We start from the raw sequence: 20,454 nt of genomic DNA on the forward strand, positions 1-20,454 counted from the left end.
AACTCAAAAATATAAAAAATGAAAATCAAAATAACAGCAGCGATACTCATAAGCATGCTTTTTACAGTATCATGTACAGATTTGAATGAAGATTTATATGATAAAGTAGAAGATGGCAATTTTGGAAATACGCCAAAAGAAATTGATGCGCTTGTAGGCGGCGCTTATTCTTCTCTGAGAGGTTTCAGCGATGCAATCTCAAACAATTTTCCAACTTGCGAATATGTTTTCTTTTTAAATGAAGTAGTGTCAGACGAAGCTACAATACCAACAAGAGGAACAAACTGGTACGACGGAGGGCAATATCAGGATGCACAGAAACACACCTGGAAAGCAGATAACAGAATGATTCTTTCGGCATGGCGTTACAACTACACCGGAATTGCCAAAATAAATTCGATCATTTACCAAATTGATAAATCGTCGTTGACAACGCAGGCAAAAGCACCCATTTATGCTGAGCTGAAAGCATTAAGAGCCTATTACTATTACAATCTTCTGGATATGTTTGGTAATGTGCCGATTGTAACCAATTTTGAAGATCTGGATTTACCATCAAATTCTACCAGAAAACAGGTTTATGATTTTGTAGAGAAAGAATTGTTAGATGCAATTCCGCACTTAAATTCAAATGTTGTGTATTCCAAACTAACAAAAAATGTAGCGTATTCGCTATTAGCGAGATTGTATCTTAATTCTCAGGCTTTTATCGGGACCGCAAGATGGCAGGACTGTTTAGATATGTGCCAGAAAGTTTCGGGTTATACTTTAACACCCGATTTCTTCACCAATTTTGCAACAGAGAATCAAACGTCAAGCGAAATTATTTTTGCTATTCCATACGACTCAAAAGCAGGAACAGTTGGTAATTATATGAACTCAATGTCGTGTCATTATCTGCATAAACTGACCGTTTCTCCAACAGGAAATTATCCTTGGAGCGCCAACGGAATGTGTGCTCAACCCGGAGTGTATTCGGCTTTTGCTGCAACAGATAAAAGAAGAAAATGTATGGTTGCCGGAGATCAGATCAATCTTGCAACAGGTTCTGTAATTATTATGGATAACGGAGAACCGCTTTCGTACACAGAAAACCTCACAAGTTTGGCCGATGCCAAAGAAAATGAAGGAGTTCGTTTAGGAAAATACGAAATGAAAGCTGGAGAAAACTGGGAACGCGATCATGATTTTGTACTGATTCGTTATGCCGAAATCCTGATGATGCAGGCAGAATGTTACGTACGTTTAGGTTCTCCGGATTTGGCAAAACCATTTTTACAGCAGATTACAACACGTGCAGGAGAAGAAATGCCTGCCGTAATTGATCTGGCTTTTATAGATAAGGAACTGCTTAAAGAATTTACTTTTGAAGGCAGAAGAAGAACCGACAACATCAGATTTGGAACCTTCTTTCTTCCATGGTGGGAAAAAGGCGCTACAGAACAATATAAAGCTGTTTTTCCTATTCCAAGTACCGTGTTAACTACAAATAAAAATCTAAAACAAAATCCTGGGTATCCTGTAAATTAGGTTACTAAATGTCAGTCTTCCATGTTGGTTAGTCGTGGAAGGCTGATATGTTTTTTAAACATATTTAATCAACAGTACTATACTCAATGCTGTGTTTGATAATAAAAGTGAAGCGCCTTTTTTTGAGTTTGAATACTATGTGCCTATGTGTTAAAATGTTTAAAAGCAATTTTTATTAAAAAGTAAATATCAATTAAAATGAAAAGATATATCACATTATTGTTTTTTGGGATACTGAACATTTTAATCGCTTCTGGCTGCAGCAGTGATGACAAAGGTTCAGAAAATCAAACAGAGCCGGAAACAGTTCAGCCTATTGCGATCGAAAAGACCAACACCACCAAAATTTATGTTCATTACATGCCATGGTTTGAAACCAATGAAAGTGCCGCCGATAAAAAATGGGGATACCACTGGACAATGGCAAACAAAAATCCGAATAATATTGGTGCAAACAACAGAAGAGAAATTGCAGCTTATTATTATCCTTTAATTGGTCCATATCATTCTGGAGATAAAAATGTGATTGAAAATCATTTATTGTTGATGAAATATTCTGGAATTGATGGTGTTTTGATCGACTGGTACGGAACTTATGATGTAAACGATTACCGAATGGTAAAAGAAAATACAGAACAGCTTATTGCAATGCTGGACAAAGTTGGTCTCGAGTATGCTATTGTTTACGAAGACCGCGTAACAACAAATGTGGTAAATGCCGGAAAAGCAATTTCTGTGACCAGCGCTGCCAAAACAGATTTAGCATACTTAGAGAAAAATTGTTTTAATGATGCCAATTACATCAAAGTAAACGGAAAACCTTTATTATTAAATTTTGGACCAATCGTATTGCAGACACCTGCAGAATGGACAAACGTTTTTAATACTCTTACCACAAAACCTGCCTTTGTTACACTTTGGGATCAGTCGGTAGAAGCCGGAGCAAATGCCTCTGGAGAATACGCCTGGGTTTATAAAGACAACAGTTTTCTAACAAATTTTTATACCAATACAAAACCAAAACTTTCTGTTGCAATAGGCAGTGCTTATCCCGGTTTTAAAGATTTTTATGCAGAGGGAGGAGGCGGTGCCGCAATTGGCTGGAATATTCCGCACAACAATGGCGCAACACTTGATGAAACGCTGGCTTTGGCCAAAAATGCAAATCTCAATTACCTGCAGTTAATTACCTGGAATGACTTTGGCGAAGGTACAATGTTTGAGCCAACAGTAGAATTTGGCTATTCCTATATCGAAAAAGTAAAAGCATTTGCCGGAGTTAAAAATACCGAAAATGTATTTCCGGACATTAGTAAATTATACGATTTACGTCTGCAGAAAAAAGGAAATGCCGATGCCCAGAAAAAATTAGATCAGGTTTTTAATTATTTTGTCTCGATGCAGTCTGTAAAAGCAAAACAATTATTAAGCGAAATTAAATAAGGAAGTTGTAATTAATACAATTAAATAATGAAAAACATAAGATATAGATACTGCCTGATTACACTTGCCTTAATGCTGATTTTTGCCTGCAGTACTAAAACCAAAAAAACATATAAAATAAATTCTCCTGATAAAAAATTAGAATTAGTTTTTGAATTAACATCTTCTGGTCAGCCTCAATACAGCTTTTTATCCAACGGAAAATCAGTTATAGAGCCTTCTCTGCTGGGATTTGAATTTCAGGAAATTCAGAAAATGACGGATGGTTTTGAAGTGGTTTCCACCGAAGAAAAAACAGCTGATCAAACTTGGGAACAGCCTTGGGGCGAATTCAAAAAAGTAAGAGATCATCACAATGAATTAATTGTTCATTTGAAGGAATCTGCCGGAGAAGAACGTTTAGTAGATATTATTTTCAGGGTTTTTGATGATGGTTTAGGATTTCGATATGAATTTCCAAAACAGCCTCATTTAGGAAAAGTAAAAATTTCTAATGAAATAACGCAGTTCACTTTTAAAGACAATAATGACGTATGGTGGATTCCCGTACATCGCGAAAACAGTTATTACGAAAGTGAATACCGCAAAACCTTAATGAGCAAAACAGATACAATTAATACGCCGGCAACCTTTGAAACAAAAGACAAATTGTATGTAGCAATTCACGAAGCAAATCTAACTGATTTTGCATCAATGACTTTATTAAAAACATCTGACAAACAATATAAAAGCGATTTGGTGCCGTGGGCAGATGGTGTAAAAGTATATGCAGAAACACCCTTTAAAACACCTTGGCGTACTATCGTTGTAGGTAAAACACCGGGGGATGTTGCAGTTTCGACTATAATGCTGAATTTAAATGAACCTTCAAAAATTGAAGATTTGTCATGGATTACGCCGTCTAAATATATTGGAATCTGGTGGGGAATGCATTTAGAAAAATTTACTTGGGGACAGGGAGCAAAACATGGTGCAACAACTAAGAATACAAAAGAATACATAGACTTTGCGGCAAAAAATAATTTTGATGGTGTTTTGGTCGAAGGCTGGAACGAGGGCTGGGACGGAGACTGGACTGCAGACGGATCTGCTTTTAGTTTTGTAAAACCTTATCCGGATTTTAATCTGGAAGAAATTACAAAATATGCCGCTATGAAAAATGTTCGATTAATAGGACATCACGAAACGGCAGGAGCAACAAAAAATTACGAAAACCAATTGGAAGATGCTTTTAAACTGTATCAGAAAATGGGCGTAAACTCGGTTAAAACGGGTTATGTAAATAAATTTTTAGATAAAAAAGAATGGCACGACAGCCAATACGGAGCACGTCATTATAGAAAGGTAATTGAAACGGCTGCAAAATATCATATTATGATTGACAACCACGAACCGATGAAAGGAACGGGGATTCAGCGTACTTATCCAAACTTTATGTCACAAGAGGGCGGGAGAGGACAAGAATACAATGCATGGTCTGCAGACGGAGGCAATACTCCGGAACATTTAACAACTCTGCCTTTTACCAGAATGCTGTCAGGACCATTTGATTATACACCGGGCAATTTCAATTTTGATTATAAAACACCTTCTGGCGCAAGAGTACAAACGACTCTGGCCAATCAGCTGGCATTGTATGTCATTATTTTCAGTCCGATGCAGATGGCATCAGATCTGCCTGAAAATTATGAAGGAAAACCCGAATTTCAATTTATAAAAGATGTTCCGTGCACGTGGTCGGATACCAAAATTTTAGACTCTAAAATTGGAGAATATACCACAATTGTGCGTAAAGACTGGGATGAAAAAAACTGGTATTTAGGTTCTATAACAAATAGAAATGGACGAGATCTAAAAGTAATACTTTCGTTTTTAGATAAAGACAAAGAGTACGAAGCAGAAATTTATGCAGATGGAGCAGGAGCCAACTATAAAACAAATCCGTATCCGGTAAAAATCTCAAAACAAAAAGTAAATAATAAAACAGTTTTAGATATAAAACTCGCACCAGGAGGAGGAACTGCGATTAAATTTTCTCTAATCGAGAAATAAGTTTTTTGTTTGAAGTTTCAGGTTTTAGGTTTTAGGTTTCAGGTTTCAAGTTTCAAACCCGATAGCGTTTATAGTTATCGGGTTTATTTTTAAATTTCAAGTAAAAACCTTTGTCCCTTTGAACCTTAGTGCCTCAGTACCTTTAAAAAAAAACTAATGTTTATATAATTTCACATGATTTCCAAAAGCATAGGTGGCCGTAATGCTCGGACCATTGTAGCCCCATTTTAAGAATCCGTTTACCCGTTCTTCATGGTCATCTATTCTAAAATTTAAGCCCGTATATCCTGCCGTTAGACTAAAGTTTTGATACACATTATATAGAAGAGACAAATTATAACTTACAATTCTCCCGCTGATATCATCTACTTTGACAGACAAATAATTAGCATTTACAGACAGACCAAAACGTTTTCCTAATACAAATTCTCCCCAAATTCCTATATCAGGAAGTGGTGCTGTAAAGTTAAAATTATCTTTGTATTCTAAACTAGCCTGATTTGCATCTACACGCAGACCCAAATCTCCAAAAAGTACATGCGCGCCAATCAATAATCCGGCTTCATATTTGGGTTTAGATAAGAAGGCATACCCATAATAGATTCGGGCAATCTGAACATCAAAAAAGGATGTAACTCTTGTGTTTATATAATAAGTATGATCTTTAAAATCGATTTGTTTTTGTAAAGTTTTGCTTGCGCTTCTGTTTAAAACAAAATATTCTGTGCCCAATCTGGATCTTCGTGAAATACGCCATTCAAAAGCAGCTATAAATGAAGAACTGGATTTTGAGAATCCTAAATCGTCTTCAAGATCGATTTGAGTTCCAGCGCTTCCGTTATTAGTGCCAATCTGAACGTTGGTATTATTTACCGGAAAAAAACCTCCGGCACTTACTTTAAAACGTCTTCCGTGCCAAGGTAAATCGTCTGAATAATTCTCTTGCTCAAAGTTATATGGAGTTTGAAGTGAGACCAAGCTGTCATTTAGATTAATTTCGGCAACAGTTTGTGCATTTGATGAAAACCAGATCGAAGAAACTGTCAAAAAGTAAAATAATTTTTTCATATCGTTTAATTTTAAATTCTGCCTTTGCTAAATATCAATTAAAGTTAACAAAAAAAAACGTTTATTTGCTTTTTTATGTGTTTATTATTCTGTTTTTCAGTAAGTTGTGTTTTTTTTAGTCTGAAAGTTGAAAGTTGAAAGTCCAAAGTCCAAAGTTAAAAATCTAAACTCTGTTATAATCTCCTCTCCAGTGCACAATTGCTTTTTTTATCGCGTCTCCGGTTAAATTGTTTTTTAGAGTGTCTTCGATTAGCTCAATTAGTTCATTGTCTGGTGCAAATCTGAGAGCAAATAATTGATCGTCTGTTAATTTATATTCAAATTCTTCCAATCTTTTTCCGGTTATTGTAAAATAACGATAGCGAAGCTCCAGTCTAACGATGCGATTTTGTAAAATCAACGAATAATGCTGACGAAGCATAAAAGCGAGAACAAATAAAAAGATAAAACCAACACTGATAAATGACCATATCAGCTGTTCGTCTGAGGTAACTGCAAAATAAATACTTGCTCCAATAAAAAGACTCAAAATAGGATAGTAGATAAAATGATGAGGTGGATAGAACCGAATGTGGTTGCTGTAATTTTGTATTTTCATAATGTTTTTTTTAGGTAAAGCTATAAAAAAAACAAAGCTACCCTATAGATATAGAATAGCTTTTTCCCAAAAATAAACTAACATAACCAATGTTGCTGTTATAATAGAAACCTTTACGGTTTTTCTTAGTCTGATTGAATTTAAAAAAGCCTTTCGTAACGCATAAAATCTTTCATCTATCGGCCTTCATTTCTTTGATGTAAAATTATATTAACAGTACATGCTTCTTGTTATATTATAAATCGAAAATGTTACATTATTTCAATGTCAGATTTTTATTCCAGTTTTTAAATTTATTATAATAGGCTGTAAACTATTTAATTGTGCCAATAATCATCCACTCTTCTAGTTTTGACTGGTATGTTTTTGATGCATTTGCGGGACTTGTAGAGGGAAGTGTAATTAAAGTATACGGTTTTTTGAGCTGCACATATTTCTTAAAAAAGGCAGCTGCTTTTTGTCCGTTGAAGAATATCGTTTTAATATGAGGATGTTCTTCTAAAAAATTCTCAAAATTATTGGCAATCTCATTCTTAATAGCACTGTCTAAACTCCCAACGCGATCGCAGTGCTGCAATACATCCCATAATGCGATATTATTTTTATCTAATAATGCTTTTCTGGTTTCGTAATCTGTAGCATAATCTTCTTTAAGAATGGCAAACATAAATTTCCAAAAATTATTCTGACTGTGTCCGTAATATTGATTCAATTCTAATGATTTTGTCCCAGGCATTGTACCTAATATTAATATAGAGGCTTTTTGAGGTGCTATAGGAGCGAATGAGAAGCTTTTCATTTTAAATGGATTAAGAAAAAATTTAATTGAGTTAAAAATTATCAACATTGAGAATTATAAAACAAAAACGAAAAATTATATAACATTCTTGCTTTACGATTAGACGAACTTTGAATTTCAGATTTCAGGAGTATACAAGATACTACATATTTGATTAAATCTGCATTCAGAAAGTTTAAATTTAAAGTCAGTCAAAATGAAAATCGTTACCATAAATACAGAGAAAACTCAGAATATATTTGAGGAATTGAATAGAAACTTCGGCGGCAAAGTAACTTTTGATTTAGATGAATATGCGCTTGAAGTAGATAATAGTTTTGCCACTGGCTCTATTGTCGGGGCTTCATTTAATGATAATATATCGTATGTAGAATTTGATATGACTTTTTCGGCAGATGTTCGTATGGATATCTTGAACTTAAAGTCTTCACCAATTTATTTTGCTTATTGTTCTAAAGGAAATCTGGCGCATAGTTTTGGCGTTAAAGGAGAGGAACATCAACTGCAGACATTTCAGACTGCGATAGTTTCTTCTAAACATAATGCCGATAATGTCTTGTTTTTTGATAAGAATAAGAAAACCAAATTTACATTGATTATTGTAGGCACTCAAAGTGATCCTCAAAACCAGATGCATTCTTTGAATCAAAAAGTAAAAGAAACATTTTTTGAGCGAAATCTTCCTAATGATTTCTTTTATGTAGGTTCTTATAATTTAAAAATAGCTGAAAAAATTGAGCAGCTCAATGCTGTAACACAAACTGGAATTGTTAGAAATCTTCTTAAAGAAGGTATTTTGAGAATTATTCTGGCAATGGAAATGCAGCAGCACGCAGACGATTTGAATTCTTTCGAAAAAGAAACCAATTGCCTTACTCTTAGAGAAATGGAGGAAATAAAAGAGCTTTCAGAATTTATAAAAGCAAATCCTGAAGAAGCTTTTACCATAAAATCTTTAAGTAAAAGATCTGGATTATCTCCAAATAAACTTCAGGAAGGTTTTAAAATGATTCATAACCGTACGGTTAACGATTATATTACACATATGAGAGTTCTAAAAGCTGAAATATTAATTAGAACTTCAGATTTGAATATATCAGAAATCGTTTATTGCATTGGTTTTACAAGCAGAAGTTATTTTTCTAAAATCTTTAAACAAAAATTTAACTGCAGTCCAAAAGAGTACAAGTTTAATTTGAATTCACTGGCTATAACAGCTTAATATAGGTTCACAGGAACAAAGTGGCAAAGGTTTAAAACTTTGTACCGATGTAGTTCAAAAAAATAAAGTCGCTAGCTTTTAAGCAAGATATATACAAGATGCTAAGGTTCTAAGTCGCTGAGGTTCTAAGTGAAAACTTGAGGCTCCAAATTTAGAATCTTAGTTTCTAAAAAAAATAAATAGTTAAATAGAACATGTGCAAGGTAAAATTATAATTCTAAAGAAAACCTTAGAATCTTAGCCACTCAGCACCTCAGTATCTTCAAAAAAAAGTAATGTCGTTAGCTATTAGAGCATGATATATATACGCACAAAGGTTCAAAAAGAAAAGTATCAAAGTTTAAGCATTTGTAACTTTACATTTTAAACCTCTGTCCCTAAAAAAAATCTTTTTGTAAAAAAAAGATTTTTTTTATATATTTGCATAACTGGTTATATAATTAATTATTTATGGAATTTTTTAATAAAGTTGGAAAAGCTGCTTTAGGAAGCCGTCTGCGGTTGATGACAGCTATAGTTACAGAAGATGCATCTAAAATTTATGAGTTGTATGGAGTAGACTTTGTACCCAAATGGTTTCCTGTCTTTTATACGCTTGCAGAAGAACGAGAAATTACAATTACAGAAATTGCAAACGAAATAGGTCATTCTCAGCCGTCTGTCAGTAAAATAATCAGGGAAATGGCTGCTGCAGGTTTGGTCCAGGAAAGCTTAAAGACAGATGACAAACGTAAAAACAATGTAGTTTTGACAGAGAAAGGCGTCTTAATATCAAAAAATATTGCCCAACAATGTGATGATGTAAAACGAGCAGTTGAAGATTTGATTACAGAATCTAAACATAATCTTTGGGCGGCACTGGAAGAATGGGAATTCTTATTAGGGCAGAAATCATTGCTAAAAAGAGTCAGCGAGCAGAAAAAGGAACGGGAAAGTAAAGATGTAGAAATTGTAGCTTATGAGCCTCAGTATAAAACAGCTTTTAAGAATTTGAATGTAGAATGGATTTCGACTTATTTTGAAATGGAAGAAGCAGATTTTAAAGCTTTGGATAATCCAGAAACATATATTCTAGACAAAGGAGGAAAAATTTTTATGGCTTTATATAAAAATGAACCTGTTGGTGTCTGTGCGCTTATTAAGATGAATAATCCGGATTATGACTTTGAAATGGCAAAAATGGCAGTTTCTCCCAAAGCACAAGGGAAAAATATTGGATGGCTTCTAGGGCAGACAATTGTTACTGCAGCAAAAGAATTAGGCGCAAAAAAAATATATCTGGAAAGTAATACAATATTAAAACCGGCAGTAAATTTATACTATAAATTAGGTTTTGAAAAAGTCTATGGCTTAGAAACCCCTTATAAACGCTGTAATATCCAGATGGAGTTGGTTGTTTAAAAGGTTCTGAGATGCTAAGGTTCTAAGGCTCTAAGGTTAAGAGGTGCAAAGGTTCAAAGGTGCAGAGGTTTAAAGGCAAACTTTGACACTTTGCTTCTTTGTATCTAATTTTTTAAAAATTCTAATGAGTCTAAAATTGAATAAGGTTAAGAGGTCAAAGAGGCAAAGGTTCAGAGCTAAACTTTGTACCTCTGAACCTTTGCCTCTTTGAACCTAGAAAAGAAATCATCTCCCAAATCGATAATATTCTAAATCAATATTTTTTTTATTCTCTAATGAATCTAAAATGGAATTCATTCCGATTACGCTGAAGGTGATTCCGTTACCGCCAAATCCCAATACATAATGCTCATTTTTCTTAGGATCTGGTTTCCCAAAATACGGAAGTCCGTCTTTGGTTTCTCCAAAAGTCCCGCTCCAGGAATAATCTAATTTGAAATCAATATTGGGGAATTTTTTTTTAAAGTGTTTTAAGAGATACACTTCTTTTTTGGGCATTAATTTATCGCGCTTTTTTGAATCTTTAAAATCTTCGTCGCCTCCACCCATAATTATTCGGTTATCAGCAGTTGTTCTAAAATAGAAATAAGGATCTGAAGTATCCCAGAAAATCGAATTTTTGAGCGAAGCCGGTAGATTTTTTATACTTTCAGAAGCAATTACATACGTACTTTTTAAGTCAACTATTTTTTCTTCAATCGTTTCAGTACTTTCGTAACCGCTGCAATGTACAACGTGATCAGCCGTTATGGTGTGTTTATTTTCGGTAACTGCAATGCATTTTCCTCTCTGATGCTGAATCGAGGTAATATTGGTGCGGTCATAAATCTTCATTCCTTTTTTCTGGCAGTAAATCAGTAAATCATTTGCAAGTTTATACGGGTCCATTACTGCTGCAGTTTTTGATTCTATCGCGGCGAGAGCATTGAGCCCCATGTTTTTTAATTCATACTTACCCAGCCAGGTAACATCAAAACCATTTTGCTCGCGAGCTTTAAACTCGCTTTTTAAAAACGGAATATTCTTTTTAAGGGTTGTAAAATAAATACTCTTTTTAAATTCAAAATCGCAATCACTTTTTATAGTGTCTACAATACTTCTAAGGTCAAAAATGGCTTTTTTGCCGCTATTATAGCTGTGCACGGCACATTCTGTTCCTCTCAGTTTTTCTAATTGATGTAAGGAAACGTCGATCTCATATTGCAGTAATGCAGTGCTTGCTGCCGTACTGCCGTTAGAAACATCCCGACGATCTACCAATACTATTTTTTTACCTTCATTAATCAATTTATATGCAATTAAAGCTCCCGTTATACCTCCGCCAATAATTAACACGGTTGTATTTAGATCTGAGTCTATCGAAGGATAACTGGCTGTCATGGCATTTTTTAGAGGCCACAGTGTTTCTGTCGAGCGTAATTTCATTTCTTAGGTGTGTTTTTTTTATTTGGTTTGGTCTTCTTTTTATTTTTGCGTTCATGCTGGTCTTCTGCTTCTGCAATAGAATGTGATGTTCGCACGCTTTGCTCGTTTTTAGAAAGTTCGCTCAACCTGTGATAGTATTTCTGCACAATAATCATCTCTTCCTCGGTCATGCTTTCTATATCTACAAGACTATTACTGGAATACTCACTGGAAGCCACTAACTCATTTAATTTTAACTGAATAGCGAGCGAATCTTTATTTTGTGCTTTCTGAATTAAAAATACCATTAAGAAAGTAATTATTGTTGTTCCGGTATTGATCACGAGCTGCCAGGTTTCAGAGTAATTGAAGATGGGACCAGAAACGGCCCAAGCCAAAACAATTACAAAAGCTCCGATAAAAGCAGTCGTGCTTCCGGCTGCTTTGGATACTTTTGAAGCGAATTTTTCAGAGGCATTACTGCTGTTCTGCTTTTTAGTTTTCATTTGGATTTTTCATTTGTTTTGCTGACTTTTTCTTTTCGAATTACTTTATTATTCTTTTCGTCGTAAACAGCATCGTCAATTTTTTTACCCGTTTTACTGAATATTTTAATTTTAGGATCTTCATGTGTTCCTGTTATTGTGATCGGAAAACCAATTAATCCGAATAGAGGCAAGCCTAGTCTCATTCGTAAATCCAAAAGCCCGTCAAAACTTGTAGTTCCTTTTATTGTCGGTTTAAAACTTGCTACAGTAAATGTAAATGGCTCTATATGAATTAGATTATTGTCTATGTATGATTTAATTTCGATGCCTTTCATGTCAGGATTGCTCAATCCGTCTTGTCCGGTTTTAGAGCTTATGCCATCAAATAACTTTAGTCCTTTTACCTTTACATCTCGCAGATTCAATGTTCCTGCACCGTCTAGAGATTCATAAATGGGTCCCATATTACCGTCTAAATCTCCTCTTATTTTATAATCTATAGAAATAATTCCCTCTGCTTTTTCTGCCGCAGAAACCATATCATGAAACATAGGTATTTCTTTGTAAGCTCGTTGTACGCTAAAATCTTTGGCAGTAAAATGAGCATCAAAATGCGCAGATGTCGGCGATTCATCTTTGTATGTTGCGCTCACTCCCAAAATACAATCGATAATATCAAAATTGGTATTTTCTAGATAAAAACCTCCTTTTGTTATGCCGACTTTTCCGTTAAGTTTATTCAAAACCAAACCGTTATATTCTACTTTATTAACGTTTGCTTTTAAACCTACATTTAAGTTTTTAGGAACAATCACAACACCGCTCATTTTTGGATGATCTTCTTTTGCATACTGCACCTCAATATTTCGATCTGTATTATCTCCTTTTTTAAGCGCCATAAATTCATCTACATTGATCAAATTCGATTTCATAGAAAAGTCGCCGCTCAAAGTTCCGTGCGATTCTAAGAAATAGTTAATCGTGTTAAGCAGATATCCGTTTATATCAAAGTCTGATTTTCCATAAGAAGCGTAAAATTTCTCAAACCACATTTTTTCATTTTGAAAACGAAAATTCCCTTCTTTTATAAAAAATGATTTCGGAAAAAGTTCAGAAGTTGCTTTTATGTTTTTTAATATAATAGTTCCTCTATTGTCCAGTTTGTTGTATTGTCCGGTTGTGGCATAACTTTGTTTTCCCTTTAAGGAAAGATCTGCTTTTGCGTAACCTGTTACATCAAGTCCTTTTTGCGAAAAGACCTGATAGATTTTACCAACATTAAGTTCTCCTTTTATTTTAGCATTGTAATTTAAATCGCTAAAGTCAGAAAGTGTGGCATTTACATACATTGGATTTCCTTCAAAAACAAATGATGCAGGCGCAACAGCTACAATTAAATCTTTAAATGTTCCTGCTTTATTAAGCACATTAGCAATAAAAGTAATATTGGTAATTGGGTTAGGGTAGGAGTCTGTTTTCAGCCAGCCATTTCGCAGTGAAATCCCGCCAATAGTTTTTGGAAATAATTTTTTTGAAGTGCTGAAAGTACCTCTGGCCTGAATATCGGTTTTCAAAAGCCCTTTTAAATCTACTGTGTTAAGACCAATCGCTGCATCTACAACAGCTAGATCCAAAGCTCCTTTTATACTGGCGTTCACATCCATTTCATTAAAACCTTTACTGTGCAGATACGCAGTAAAATAATCTTTGTCTCCAACTTTAAATTTAAGTGTTCTTAGGTTTACCAAAAGCTGTTCCAAGTCCAGAGAAGGCATAATAGCGTTCAGATCCATCTGAAAATCAGTTAATGGAACTGGTGCATTCTGATAATTTATAGCGCCATCGTTTATTTTTAGATTAAAAGCTAAATTTGGTTTTAGTTTTTTGGCCACATTATAATCACCTTTAAAAGTAAAAATCAAATCACTTCGGCCAGAAATTTCTGTTTCGTCCAGCCAGGTCAAATATTCTGGAGGCATCACAGAAAACAAATCTTTTACAGTAGTATTTTCTGATGCTGCCTTGATATTAATTTTATAACCATCTCGTAAAATGGTAAATAATCCGGTAAATTTTAACGGCAGTTTATTGATATGCAATTCATTTTTTTGAAGAATAAAGGAAAGTGCATGTGTGTTGATTCTCGTAATTAGATCGGCTTGAACTTCTTTTTGTCTCAAATAGCCGGTCTGACCGTAAAAGAAATCCAGTTTGTCAATTTTGGCATCTGTTCTAAGGTCAAAAATATCTTCGCTTAAATCGCCTTTTCCAACATAATTAAATCCTTTTGCATCGACCATTATTTTGGCAGAGCGATCATTATATCTAACATTACAATCTTCTAAATCAATTCGTTCTAGTTTTATTGCAGTTCCTTCTTCTGGTTCATTAGGATCTTTTTTATCTTCTTTTCGATCTTCGGGAGCGACATAAATATTGTAATTGGCCTGACCTTTCTGGTTGACCATTATGTTTATATCAGCTTTAGAAACATATAATTTATTGATTTTTACTTCGTTGTCAAAAATTAATCTTTTCAGGTTAATTCCAAAGGCAACTTGCTCCGCTTTTAGTAAAGTATCGTTGCTAAAAGGTGCAGAACCAGTCATGGACAGATCGTCAAGCGAAACTGTGAGTGACGGAAAATGAGTAAAAAATGAAAGTTTAGAATTCGAAAACTCGAGTTTTGTATCCAGGCGCTCGTTGGCAATTTTTTTTACTTCGGATGCAATTTTTCCAGGAAAAACTAACGGAAGCAAAAAAAGTAACAGCAGAATTCCTGCTATTACTATTCCTGAAATTTTTAAAACTTTTAAGGCGGTATGTTTGAATGTGACTGGCATGTATGATAGATTTAAAAGTTATTCTTAACCCATAGAAAATAGATTTTAATTTAAAAAAAGAGGAAGCAGCTTCTTCATTTCAAAAAGAACGTCTTCAGCGGCATTAGTTCTTTTTCTCCTTTTCAGCCTGAGCTTTTTTAGCTTCCTCCTTTTGTTTTTCTTCTTTTTCTTTTTGTTCTTTAAGCGCTTTTTCTTTGGCTTCTTTTTCTTTAGCCTCTTTTTCTTTCTGCTCTTCTTTCTTTTCTTTTATTTCTTCTTGTTTTTTTTCTTTTTCCTTTGCTTTTTTCTTGTAGTATCCTTTTAGCAAAAAGTTACTTTTTGCAGCTTCCATATTATCACTAAAACCTTTTGTTCCTGTTTCCAGATTAGAAAGTGTTTTAGAAACGCTGTTGGCCATATTTTCATCACGTACTAATCGTGCCAGCGCACCATTTCCGTTGTTCATACTATGACTGAATATAGCTAATTCGTCAGAAATTACGCCTACATTGTCAACGCTTTTCTTAACACTTTTCATTATGTCCTGCATTTCAATTCCATCTACAGAAGCAATCTGTCCGTTATCTTCAATTATTTTTGTTGATTTAACGCCAGGAGAAATAGTAAGCACTTTGTCTCCCATAAGTCCATCAGAACCTATGCTGGCACGGGCATCAGTTTTTATAAACTCACGAACATCTTCTTTCATAACCAATCGGACTACTACAGAAGAATCGTTTATAAGTTTAATCTCTTCGACCGTTCCGACATTAATTCCAGAAAAACGAACATTATTTCCAACTTCTAAACCACTTACGGTTTTAAATTGTGAGCTGATATGAAAGGTTGACCCAAATAGATTTTTTTGTTTGCCAATAAAATAGATTGCCACGATAAAAAGCAGTAAGCCTATTGATACAAACATTCCTAATTTCCAAGTATATTCAGATTTCTTTTCCATGATTTCTATTATTTATTTTGCTTTATTCAAAAAATGAGCGCACCCATTCGTCTTCGTCTTTTTCTAATTCTTCGTAAGTTCCTTCGGCATGTATTACGCCGTCTTTAAGAACCATAATTCTATCGGCAGTCATTTTGGCGCAAGCCATATCGTGTGTAATGATAATAGATGCCGTTTTTTGTTTGTTTTTTATATCTAAGATTAATTCGCTGATTTCTCTGGAAGTAATCGTGTCTAATCCTGTCGTTGGTTCGTCGTACAAAATGATTTCTGGTTTTAAAATCAGCGTGCGTGCTAAACCAATTCTTTTTCTCATTCCGCCCGATAACTCCGATGGCATTTTATCAATGGCATCCCCAAGACCAACACTTTCAAGTGCTTCTATAACTTCACTTTCTACTTCTTCTTCGCTTAAATCTCTTTTATGAGCTCGCAATGTAAAAGAGAGGTTTTCTCTCACCGACATAGAATCGTATAAAGCGCCGCTTTGGAATAAAAATCCAATTTTGACTCGCATCTCATTTAATTCTTCTTTTGAAAGATTCAGTATATTTTCGCCAAATACTTTAATTTCACCCTGATCAGGTTCTATTAAACCTACGATGCATTTTATGGTTACCGATTTTCCTGAACCGGAACGCCCTAAAATCACTAAATCTTCTCCTTTGTTTACTGTAAGATTTACACCTTTTAAGATCGTATTGTCTTCGCCAAAGGTTTTATGCAAATCTATAATCTCGATTATCGGACCTTGATTGGTGTCTTCAGATTTTGGTTCTGTATGTTCTTTTTCTTTAATCATCTTAAAAAAATAAATCGGTTATCTGTACTGCAACCATATCAATAATAAATATGGTCAATGAAGCGGTAACTACAGCAGAATTTGCTGCTTTACCCACACTTTCTGTTCCGTTTGCGGCATTAAATCCTTTATAACAGCCAATCATTCCGATAAAAAATCCAAAGAAGAACGTTTTGATCGTTGCTGGAAATAAATCTAAAAATCCCAGAGACTGAATAATTTGAGTAAGAAAGCGATAGAAATTAACATCGCCGTGAATGTTGATTCCAACATAACCACCAAGGATTCCCACTGCGTCTGCAAAGAAGACCAAAAGCGGTACCATAAGCGTACAAGCTAAAATTCTGGTTACCACTAAATAATTGTAAGGATTAATAGCAGAAACTTCCATGGCATCAATTTGTTCTGTTACCTTCATAGATCCTAATTCGGCACCAATACCAGATGAAATTTTTCCTGCACAGATTAAAGCTGTTATTACTGGTGCAATTTCTCTAATTAAAGAAAGAGCCACCATTCCCGGAAGCCAGCTTTCTGCTCCAAATTTTACTAACGTCGGACGTGATTGAAGCGTTAGCACCAAACCCATTATAAATCCGGTAATAGCTACTAACGGAAGGGATTTGTAACCGATTATATAACATTGTTTCAAAAACTCTTTAGCCTCATAAGGAGGGATAAAAACCTCCTTAAAAAATCTTTTTGCAAACAAAGTTACATCTCCAATTTGTGCGAATGTATTTTTTAAATTCAGAATCAAAGTGTTTTAGTTTTAAGGTTTGGAATTATAAATCTGAAAATCAATTGTGTAGCATGATTTACATTTTCTTATAATTATATATTAAAGTTACCCTATGACTAAGCAAAAAACATTACACCATTTTTTTTCAACCTTATATAATTTTCACGATGTGATACAATAAATAAAATAAAGCTGCGTTGCGCAGGAAAGTATTAAACAAAAAAATCCCTTATAAAAAGGGACTTTTTCCGAATTAATAGAATATTTGGTTAGAATATGGTTTATAGATTGATTGCAACATTTGCTGCAGATTTTCTTAGTGGTATTACTTTTACTTCAGACAACTTTAAGTTTTCCATCAATAAACGAGCAGTAAGATAGCAAATAGTAGATTCTGCTCCTTGGTTTAGGTTTACATTTTCTTTTTCAAGTCCATCATAACCGCCTCCGCTTACAGGGTTATACATAATTTGTCCTAAATGATTTTTTCCTAAAAACCAATTAAAAGCAGTTTTCATTTTTTGTTTGTATTCTGGAGTTTTAAAGGCATTGTAAAACGCATTCAAAGTCTGAATAGTGTATGAAACGTCAATTGGCTGTTCTCCAAATTGATCCGGTTCTGCATCTTTTTGATACCATCCGTTGTTAGAGATCACTCTAAAGCTGTCGTCTATATACATTTTAGACATTAAAAAGTCCAGCGAGTCTAAAGCAACTTTTTTATAAATAGGTTTGTTGGTAATTAAATAAGCATACAGCATAGATTCTGGAAGAATACCGTTGGCATAAGTCAGATAATTTTCAAACCATTTCCAGTTTTTAGAAGCGTGATCTTCATAATTAGCCAATAATTTGGTGTTTAATTTGTTGATGATAGCTGCTACATACAAATTTGGAACTGTAGAATGATACAAATACATACCTTTTGTTGCAAAACCAATAGAACGAGGAGACTGAATGTTTTCTGCCCATTTTAATGAATTTAAGAAACATTTTGATGCTTTTTTGGTAATAGCTTCTGGTAGAATATCCGAGATAGAAATAACAGTTCCTAAAGCCCAGATAGCTCTTGCATTAGAATCTTCCAGGTTAACTTCTGCATTTTGTTCTACATGTTCTCTGTTTTCCTGATCTACATAGTTTATAAAGTCGCCTTTTGGTTTTTGGCATCTTAATATAAAATCTAAATAAATCAAAATATAAGGAAGATCTTCTTTATCCTGAGTTAGTTTATAATGCATACAGAAAGCAACAAGCGCACGCGCATTATCATCTAGTGTATATCCTGATTCCAGATCAGGAATTGATATTTTGCTGAATTGGATGATACCCAAATCAGTTGTCATTTTTTTGATGTGTCTCAGCTGAATTGAAGGATAGCTGTATTTAATGTCTGACGGATTTTCCATCAGTTTTTTATAAGTATTCATGTGCGTAATACCTACGTTTTCCCAAGATGTTGCGCGCATTTTTGTAAATGCCTGAATTCCCATTTCTGTTCTTAAATTTTCATCAGAAAGAAGTTTAATCGCTGCTTCTGCAAATTGATCTACATTTCCGATATCAACTAATATTCCAGAATCAGAAGTTAAAACCTCTCTTGTATGCGGAATTTTAGATGCTACAATAGGGCAGGCACAACTCATTGCGTAAGCAAAAGTACCGCTCACAGCCTGATTTGGATCTTTAGAGGTAAACATATAAATATCTGCAGCTTTTAGATAATCCAAAAGATCATCTGTATCAAGATATTCATTTATAAAACGAACATTATCTTTTATATTCAGCTCTTCAACAATAGCTTCTAATTTTGTTCGGTATGAATCTACACCATCAATAATTAAATTTGGATGTGTTTTTCCGATAATTAAATAAAGGACATTTGGTGTGTTTTCAATAATTTTTGGCAATGCCTGTAATCCGGTTTCAATATTTTTTCCCTCACCCAAAAGTCCAAAAGTTGCTAAAACTAATCGGTCCTGAATATTAAATTTTTGTTTGGCATGCTCTGGTTTTTCATACACCACAATGTGAGTTCCGTGAGGTACACACGTAATTGCATCTTCTTCTATTTGATAATCTCTAAGCAAAATTTCTTTTGATTGATTTGTCATCACAAAGGCAGATTTGCTGTAGCTCAATAGTAATTTTACAAGTGATTTTAATTCGTCATTTGGATTAGGAATAACACTATGAAAAGTATATGTAACTGGTTTTTGTAAGGCATTTAGAAAATCTAAAAGATAATCACCATAATTTCCTCCAAACAAACCAAATTCATGCTGAATATGCACCAACTTTACAGCCTCATCCTGATTGATTTGTTCTGCAATTTTTACATATTCTTCTCTGTCTTTTGTATTTAAGGTATAAGCCTGCGTTGGATTTTCTTTTGGCTGAATAACCAATTCGCAGATTTCACAGCTAATAGATTTACCATAAACATCTGTAAGACCTTTAATAGTATCTTGTGTATAAGTTGCAATACCGCATTGTGTTGGTGGAAAAGTGGATAGAAAAACTATTTTTGATTTGTTAGATATCGTTTTCATGGGGGAATATTTTTTAATTCTGTTAATATTTTTTTATGGCTTATAGATGCTGCAACATTTGCAGTTCCTTAATAATGGATCATCTTAATAACAACGTGTTATACAGCTGCTTCCAAAATTATTATTTCAAAATTACCTTACAGATCGAGCTATAATTGATCCAATCGGCTAAAAAATTAACTCAATGCATTTTTTATGGGAATTATACAACTCTAAAATGAAATTGTGAAAATCGTAAAATATTGATTTATAATTGATTGAGATAATAAAAAAATGTTTTGAGTTAAGCGGGTTTGTAAGATTAAAAGAACTTTGAAATACAAACAAACAGACTTAGAATAGTCACATTTATAAATTAAAAAAATTATTATTATGTTACGTTATACAATCATCTTTATAATTCTTGCAATAATCGCTGGAATTTTTGGTTTTGGTGGAATCGCTGCTGGAGCTGCAAGTATTGCAAAAGTTTTATTCTTTATATTTTTAGTGTTATTTGTTATTTCATTAATAAGCGGAAGAACAAAAGTCTAGCAGTAAGTATCAATCTTATAAAACAAAAAGCGCCGC

General features: G+C 34.0%; 16 protein-coding genes. 6 read left to right on the forward strand and 10 right to left on the reverse strand.

All coding sequences use genetic code 11. From position 1 onward, the window contains the following. Positions 1-18: 18 nt before the first annotated feature. The 3 genes from B0A68_RS11320 (at position 19) to B0A68_RS11330 (ending at position 5,025) form a co-directional block, all read left to right on the forward strand. Complete coding sequence (locus B0A68_RS11320; protein WP_035688764.1) at positions 19-1,530, forward strand: RagB/SusD family nutrient uptake outer membrane protein; 1,512 nt, start codon at positions 19-21, stop codon at positions 1,528-1,530. Positions 1,531-1,728: 198 nt separating this feature from the next. Next, positions 1,729-2,973 (forward strand): glycoside hydrolase family 71/99-like protein, encoded by a 1,245-nt coding sequence (locus B0A68_RS11325; protein WP_035688767.1) that lies wholly within the window; start codon positions 1,729-1,731, stop codon positions 2,971-2,973. Positions 2,974-3,000: 27 nt separating this feature from the next. Further along, positions 3,001-5,025: a glycoside hydrolase family 97 protein gene (locus B0A68_RS11330; protein ID WP_051892845.1), complete on the forward strand. Its 2,025-nt coding sequence runs from the start codon at positions 3,001-3,003 to the stop codon at positions 5,023-5,025. A gap of 153 nt (positions 5,026-5,178) precedes the next feature. On the opposite strand, the gene B0A68_RS11335 is transcribed toward B0A68_RS11330, so the two are convergent. The 3 genes from B0A68_RS11335 to B0A68_RS11345 all read right to left on the reverse strand — a co-directional run bounded on the left by B0A68_RS11335 (position 5,179) and on the right by B0A68_RS11345 (position 7,490). Next, positions 5,179-6,093, reverse strand: coding sequence for a hypothetical protein (locus B0A68_RS11335; RefSeq protein WP_035688769.1), 915 nt, complete (start codon positions 6,091-6,093; stop codon positions 5,179-5,181). Positions 6,094-6,256: 163 nt separating this feature from the next. Continuing rightward, complete coding sequence (locus B0A68_RS11340) at positions 6,257-6,691, reverse strand: DUF6526 family protein (RefSeq protein ID WP_035688771.1); 435 nt, start codon at positions 6,689-6,691, stop codon at positions 6,257-6,259. 313 nt (positions 6,692-7,004) lie between these two features. Continuing rightward, entirely contained in the window at positions 7,005-7,490 is a 486-nt protein-coding gene (locus B0A68_RS11345) for a DNA-deoxyinosine glycosylase (protein WP_035689456.1), read from the reverse strand. A 196-nt stretch (positions 7,491-7,686) separates the two neighbouring features. Between B0A68_RS11345 and B0A68_RS11350 the strand changes: the two genes are divergently transcribed. Beyond that, positions 7,687-8,712, forward strand: coding sequence for a helix-turn-helix domain-containing protein (locus B0A68_RS11350; RefSeq protein WP_035688773.1), 1,026 nt, complete (start codon positions 7,687-7,689; stop codon positions 8,710-8,712). 450 nt (positions 8,713-9,162) lie between these two features. Next, on the forward strand, positions 9,163-10,113 hold the full coding sequence (locus tag B0A68_RS11355) for a bifunctional helix-turn-helix transcriptional regulator/GNAT family N-acetyltransferase (protein ID WP_035688776.1): 951 nt from the start codon (positions 9,163-9,165) through the stop codon (positions 10,111-10,113). A gap of 225 nt (positions 10,114-10,338) precedes the next feature. Here the strand turns inward: B0A68_RS11355 and B0A68_RS11360 are convergent, their stop codons facing one another. The 7 genes from B0A68_RS11360 to B0A68_RS11390 all read right to left on the reverse strand — a co-directional run bounded on the left by B0A68_RS11360 (position 10,339) and on the right by B0A68_RS11390 (position 19,884). Beyond that, entirely contained in the window at positions 10,339-11,538 is a 1,200-nt protein-coding gene (locus tag B0A68_RS11360) for an NAD(P)/FAD-dependent oxidoreductase (protein ID WP_035688779.1), read from the reverse strand. Beyond that, positions 11,535-12,023, reverse strand: coding sequence for a low affinity iron permease family protein (locus B0A68_RS11365; protein WP_035688782.1), 489 nt, complete (start codon positions 12,021-12,023; stop codon positions 11,535-11,537). The genes B0A68_RS11360 and B0A68_RS11365 overlap by 4 nt, the downstream gene beginning before the upstream one ends. After that, a complete protein-coding gene (locus B0A68_RS11370) occupies positions 12,020-14,848 on the reverse strand; it encodes an AsmA family protein (protein WP_035688786.1) in 2,829 nt (942 codons plus the stop codon). Before B0A68_RS11370 ends, B0A68_RS11365 begins: the two co-directional genes overlap by 4 nt. 103 nt (positions 14,849-14,951) lie before the next feature. After that, on the reverse strand, positions 14,952-15,788 hold the full coding sequence (locus B0A68_RS11375) for an MlaD family protein (RefSeq protein ID WP_035688789.1): 837 nt from the start codon (positions 15,786-15,788) through the stop codon (positions 14,952-14,954). Between the two features lie 22 nt (positions 15,789-15,810). Continuing rightward, positions 15,811-16,590, reverse strand: a complete 780-nt coding sequence (locus B0A68_RS11380) for an ABC transporter ATP-binding protein (RefSeq protein WP_035688792.1) — start codon at positions 16,588-16,590, stop codon at positions 15,811-15,813. A 1-nt stretch (position 16,591) separates the two neighbouring features. Next, positions 16,592-17,350, reverse strand: coding sequence for an MlaE family ABC transporter permease (locus B0A68_RS11385; protein WP_035688795.1), 759 nt, complete (start codon positions 17,348-17,350; stop codon positions 16,592-16,594). A gap of 263 nt (positions 17,351-17,613) precedes the next feature. Further along, positions 17,614-19,884, reverse strand: coding sequence for a glycosyltransferase (locus B0A68_RS11390; RefSeq protein WP_035688796.1), 2,271 nt, complete (start codon positions 19,882-19,884; stop codon positions 17,614-17,616). Between the two features lie 372 nt (positions 19,885-20,256). Here B0A68_RS11390 and B0A68_RS11395 point away from each other — a divergent pair, with 372 nt between their 5' ends. After that, positions 20,257-20,418, forward strand: coding sequence for a DUF1328 family protein (locus tag B0A68_RS11395; protein WP_035688799.1), 162 nt, complete (start codon positions 20,257-20,259; stop codon positions 20,416-20,418). Positions 20,419-20,454 lie beyond the last annotated feature (36 nt).

The organism is Flavobacterium reichenbachii (genome assembly GCF_002217435.1).
In the GTDB taxonomy this organism is placed as follows: Bacteria; Bacteroidota; Bacteroidia; order Flavobacteriales; family Flavobacteriaceae; genus Flavobacterium; species Flavobacterium reichenbachii.

Excerpts from the sequence above, each read along its gene's own strand:
- B0A68_RS11320 (WP_035688764.1), top strand. The coding sequence starts at position 19 with ATGAAAATCAAAATAACAGCAGCGATACTCATAAGCATGCTTTTTACA.
- B0A68_RS11325 (WP_035688767.1), top strand. The coding sequence starts at position 1,729 with ATGAAAAGATATATCACATTATTGTTTTTTGGGATACTGAACATTTTA.
- B0A68_RS11330 (WP_051892845.1), top strand. The coding sequence starts at position 3,001 with ATGAAAAACATAAGATATAGATACTGCCTGATTACACTTGCCTTAATG.
- B0A68_RS11335 (WP_035688769.1), bottom strand. The coding sequence starts at position 6,093 with ATGAAAAAATTATTTTACTTTTTGACAGTTTCTTCGATCTGGTTTTCA.
- B0A68_RS11340 (WP_035688771.1), bottom strand. The coding sequence starts at position 6,691 with ATGAAAATACAAAATTACAGCAACCACATTCGGTTCTATCCACCTCAT.
- B0A68_RS11345 (WP_035689456.1), bottom strand. The coding sequence starts at position 7,490 with ATGAAAAGCTTCTCATTCGCTCCTATAGCACCTCAAAAAGCCTCTATA.
- B0A68_RS11350 (WP_035688773.1), top strand. The coding sequence starts at position 7,687 with ATGAAAATCGTTACCATAAATACAGAGAAAACTCAGAATATATTTGAG.
- B0A68_RS11355 (WP_035688776.1), top strand. The coding sequence starts at position 9,163 with ATGGAATTTTTTAATAAAGTTGGAAAAGCTGCTTTAGGAAGCCGTCTG.
- B0A68_RS11360 (WP_035688779.1), bottom strand. The coding sequence starts at position 11,538 with ATGAAATTACGCTCGACAGAAACACTGTGGCCTCTAAAAAATGCCATG.
- B0A68_RS11365 (WP_035688782.1), bottom strand. The coding sequence starts at position 12,023 with ATGAAAACTAAAAAGCAGAACAGCAGTAATGCCTCTGAAAAATTCGCT.
- B0A68_RS11370 (WP_035688786.1), bottom strand. The coding sequence starts at position 14,848 with ATGCCAGTCACATTCAAACATACCGCCTTAAAAGTTTTAAAAATTTCA.
- B0A68_RS11375 (WP_035688789.1), bottom strand. The coding sequence starts at position 15,788 with ATGGAAAAGAAATCTGAATATACTTGGAAATTAGGAATGTTTGTATCA.
- B0A68_RS11380 (WP_035688792.1), bottom strand. The coding sequence starts at position 16,590 with ATGATTAAAGAAAAAGAACATACAGAACCAAAATCTGAAGACACCAAT.
- B0A68_RS11390 (WP_035688796.1), bottom strand. The coding sequence starts at position 19,884 with ATGAAAACGATATCTAACAAATCAAAAATAGTTTTTCTATCCACTTTT.
- B0A68_RS11395 (WP_035688799.1), top strand. The coding sequence starts at position 20,257 with ATGTTACGTTATACAATCATCTTTATAATTCTTGCAATAATCGCTGGA.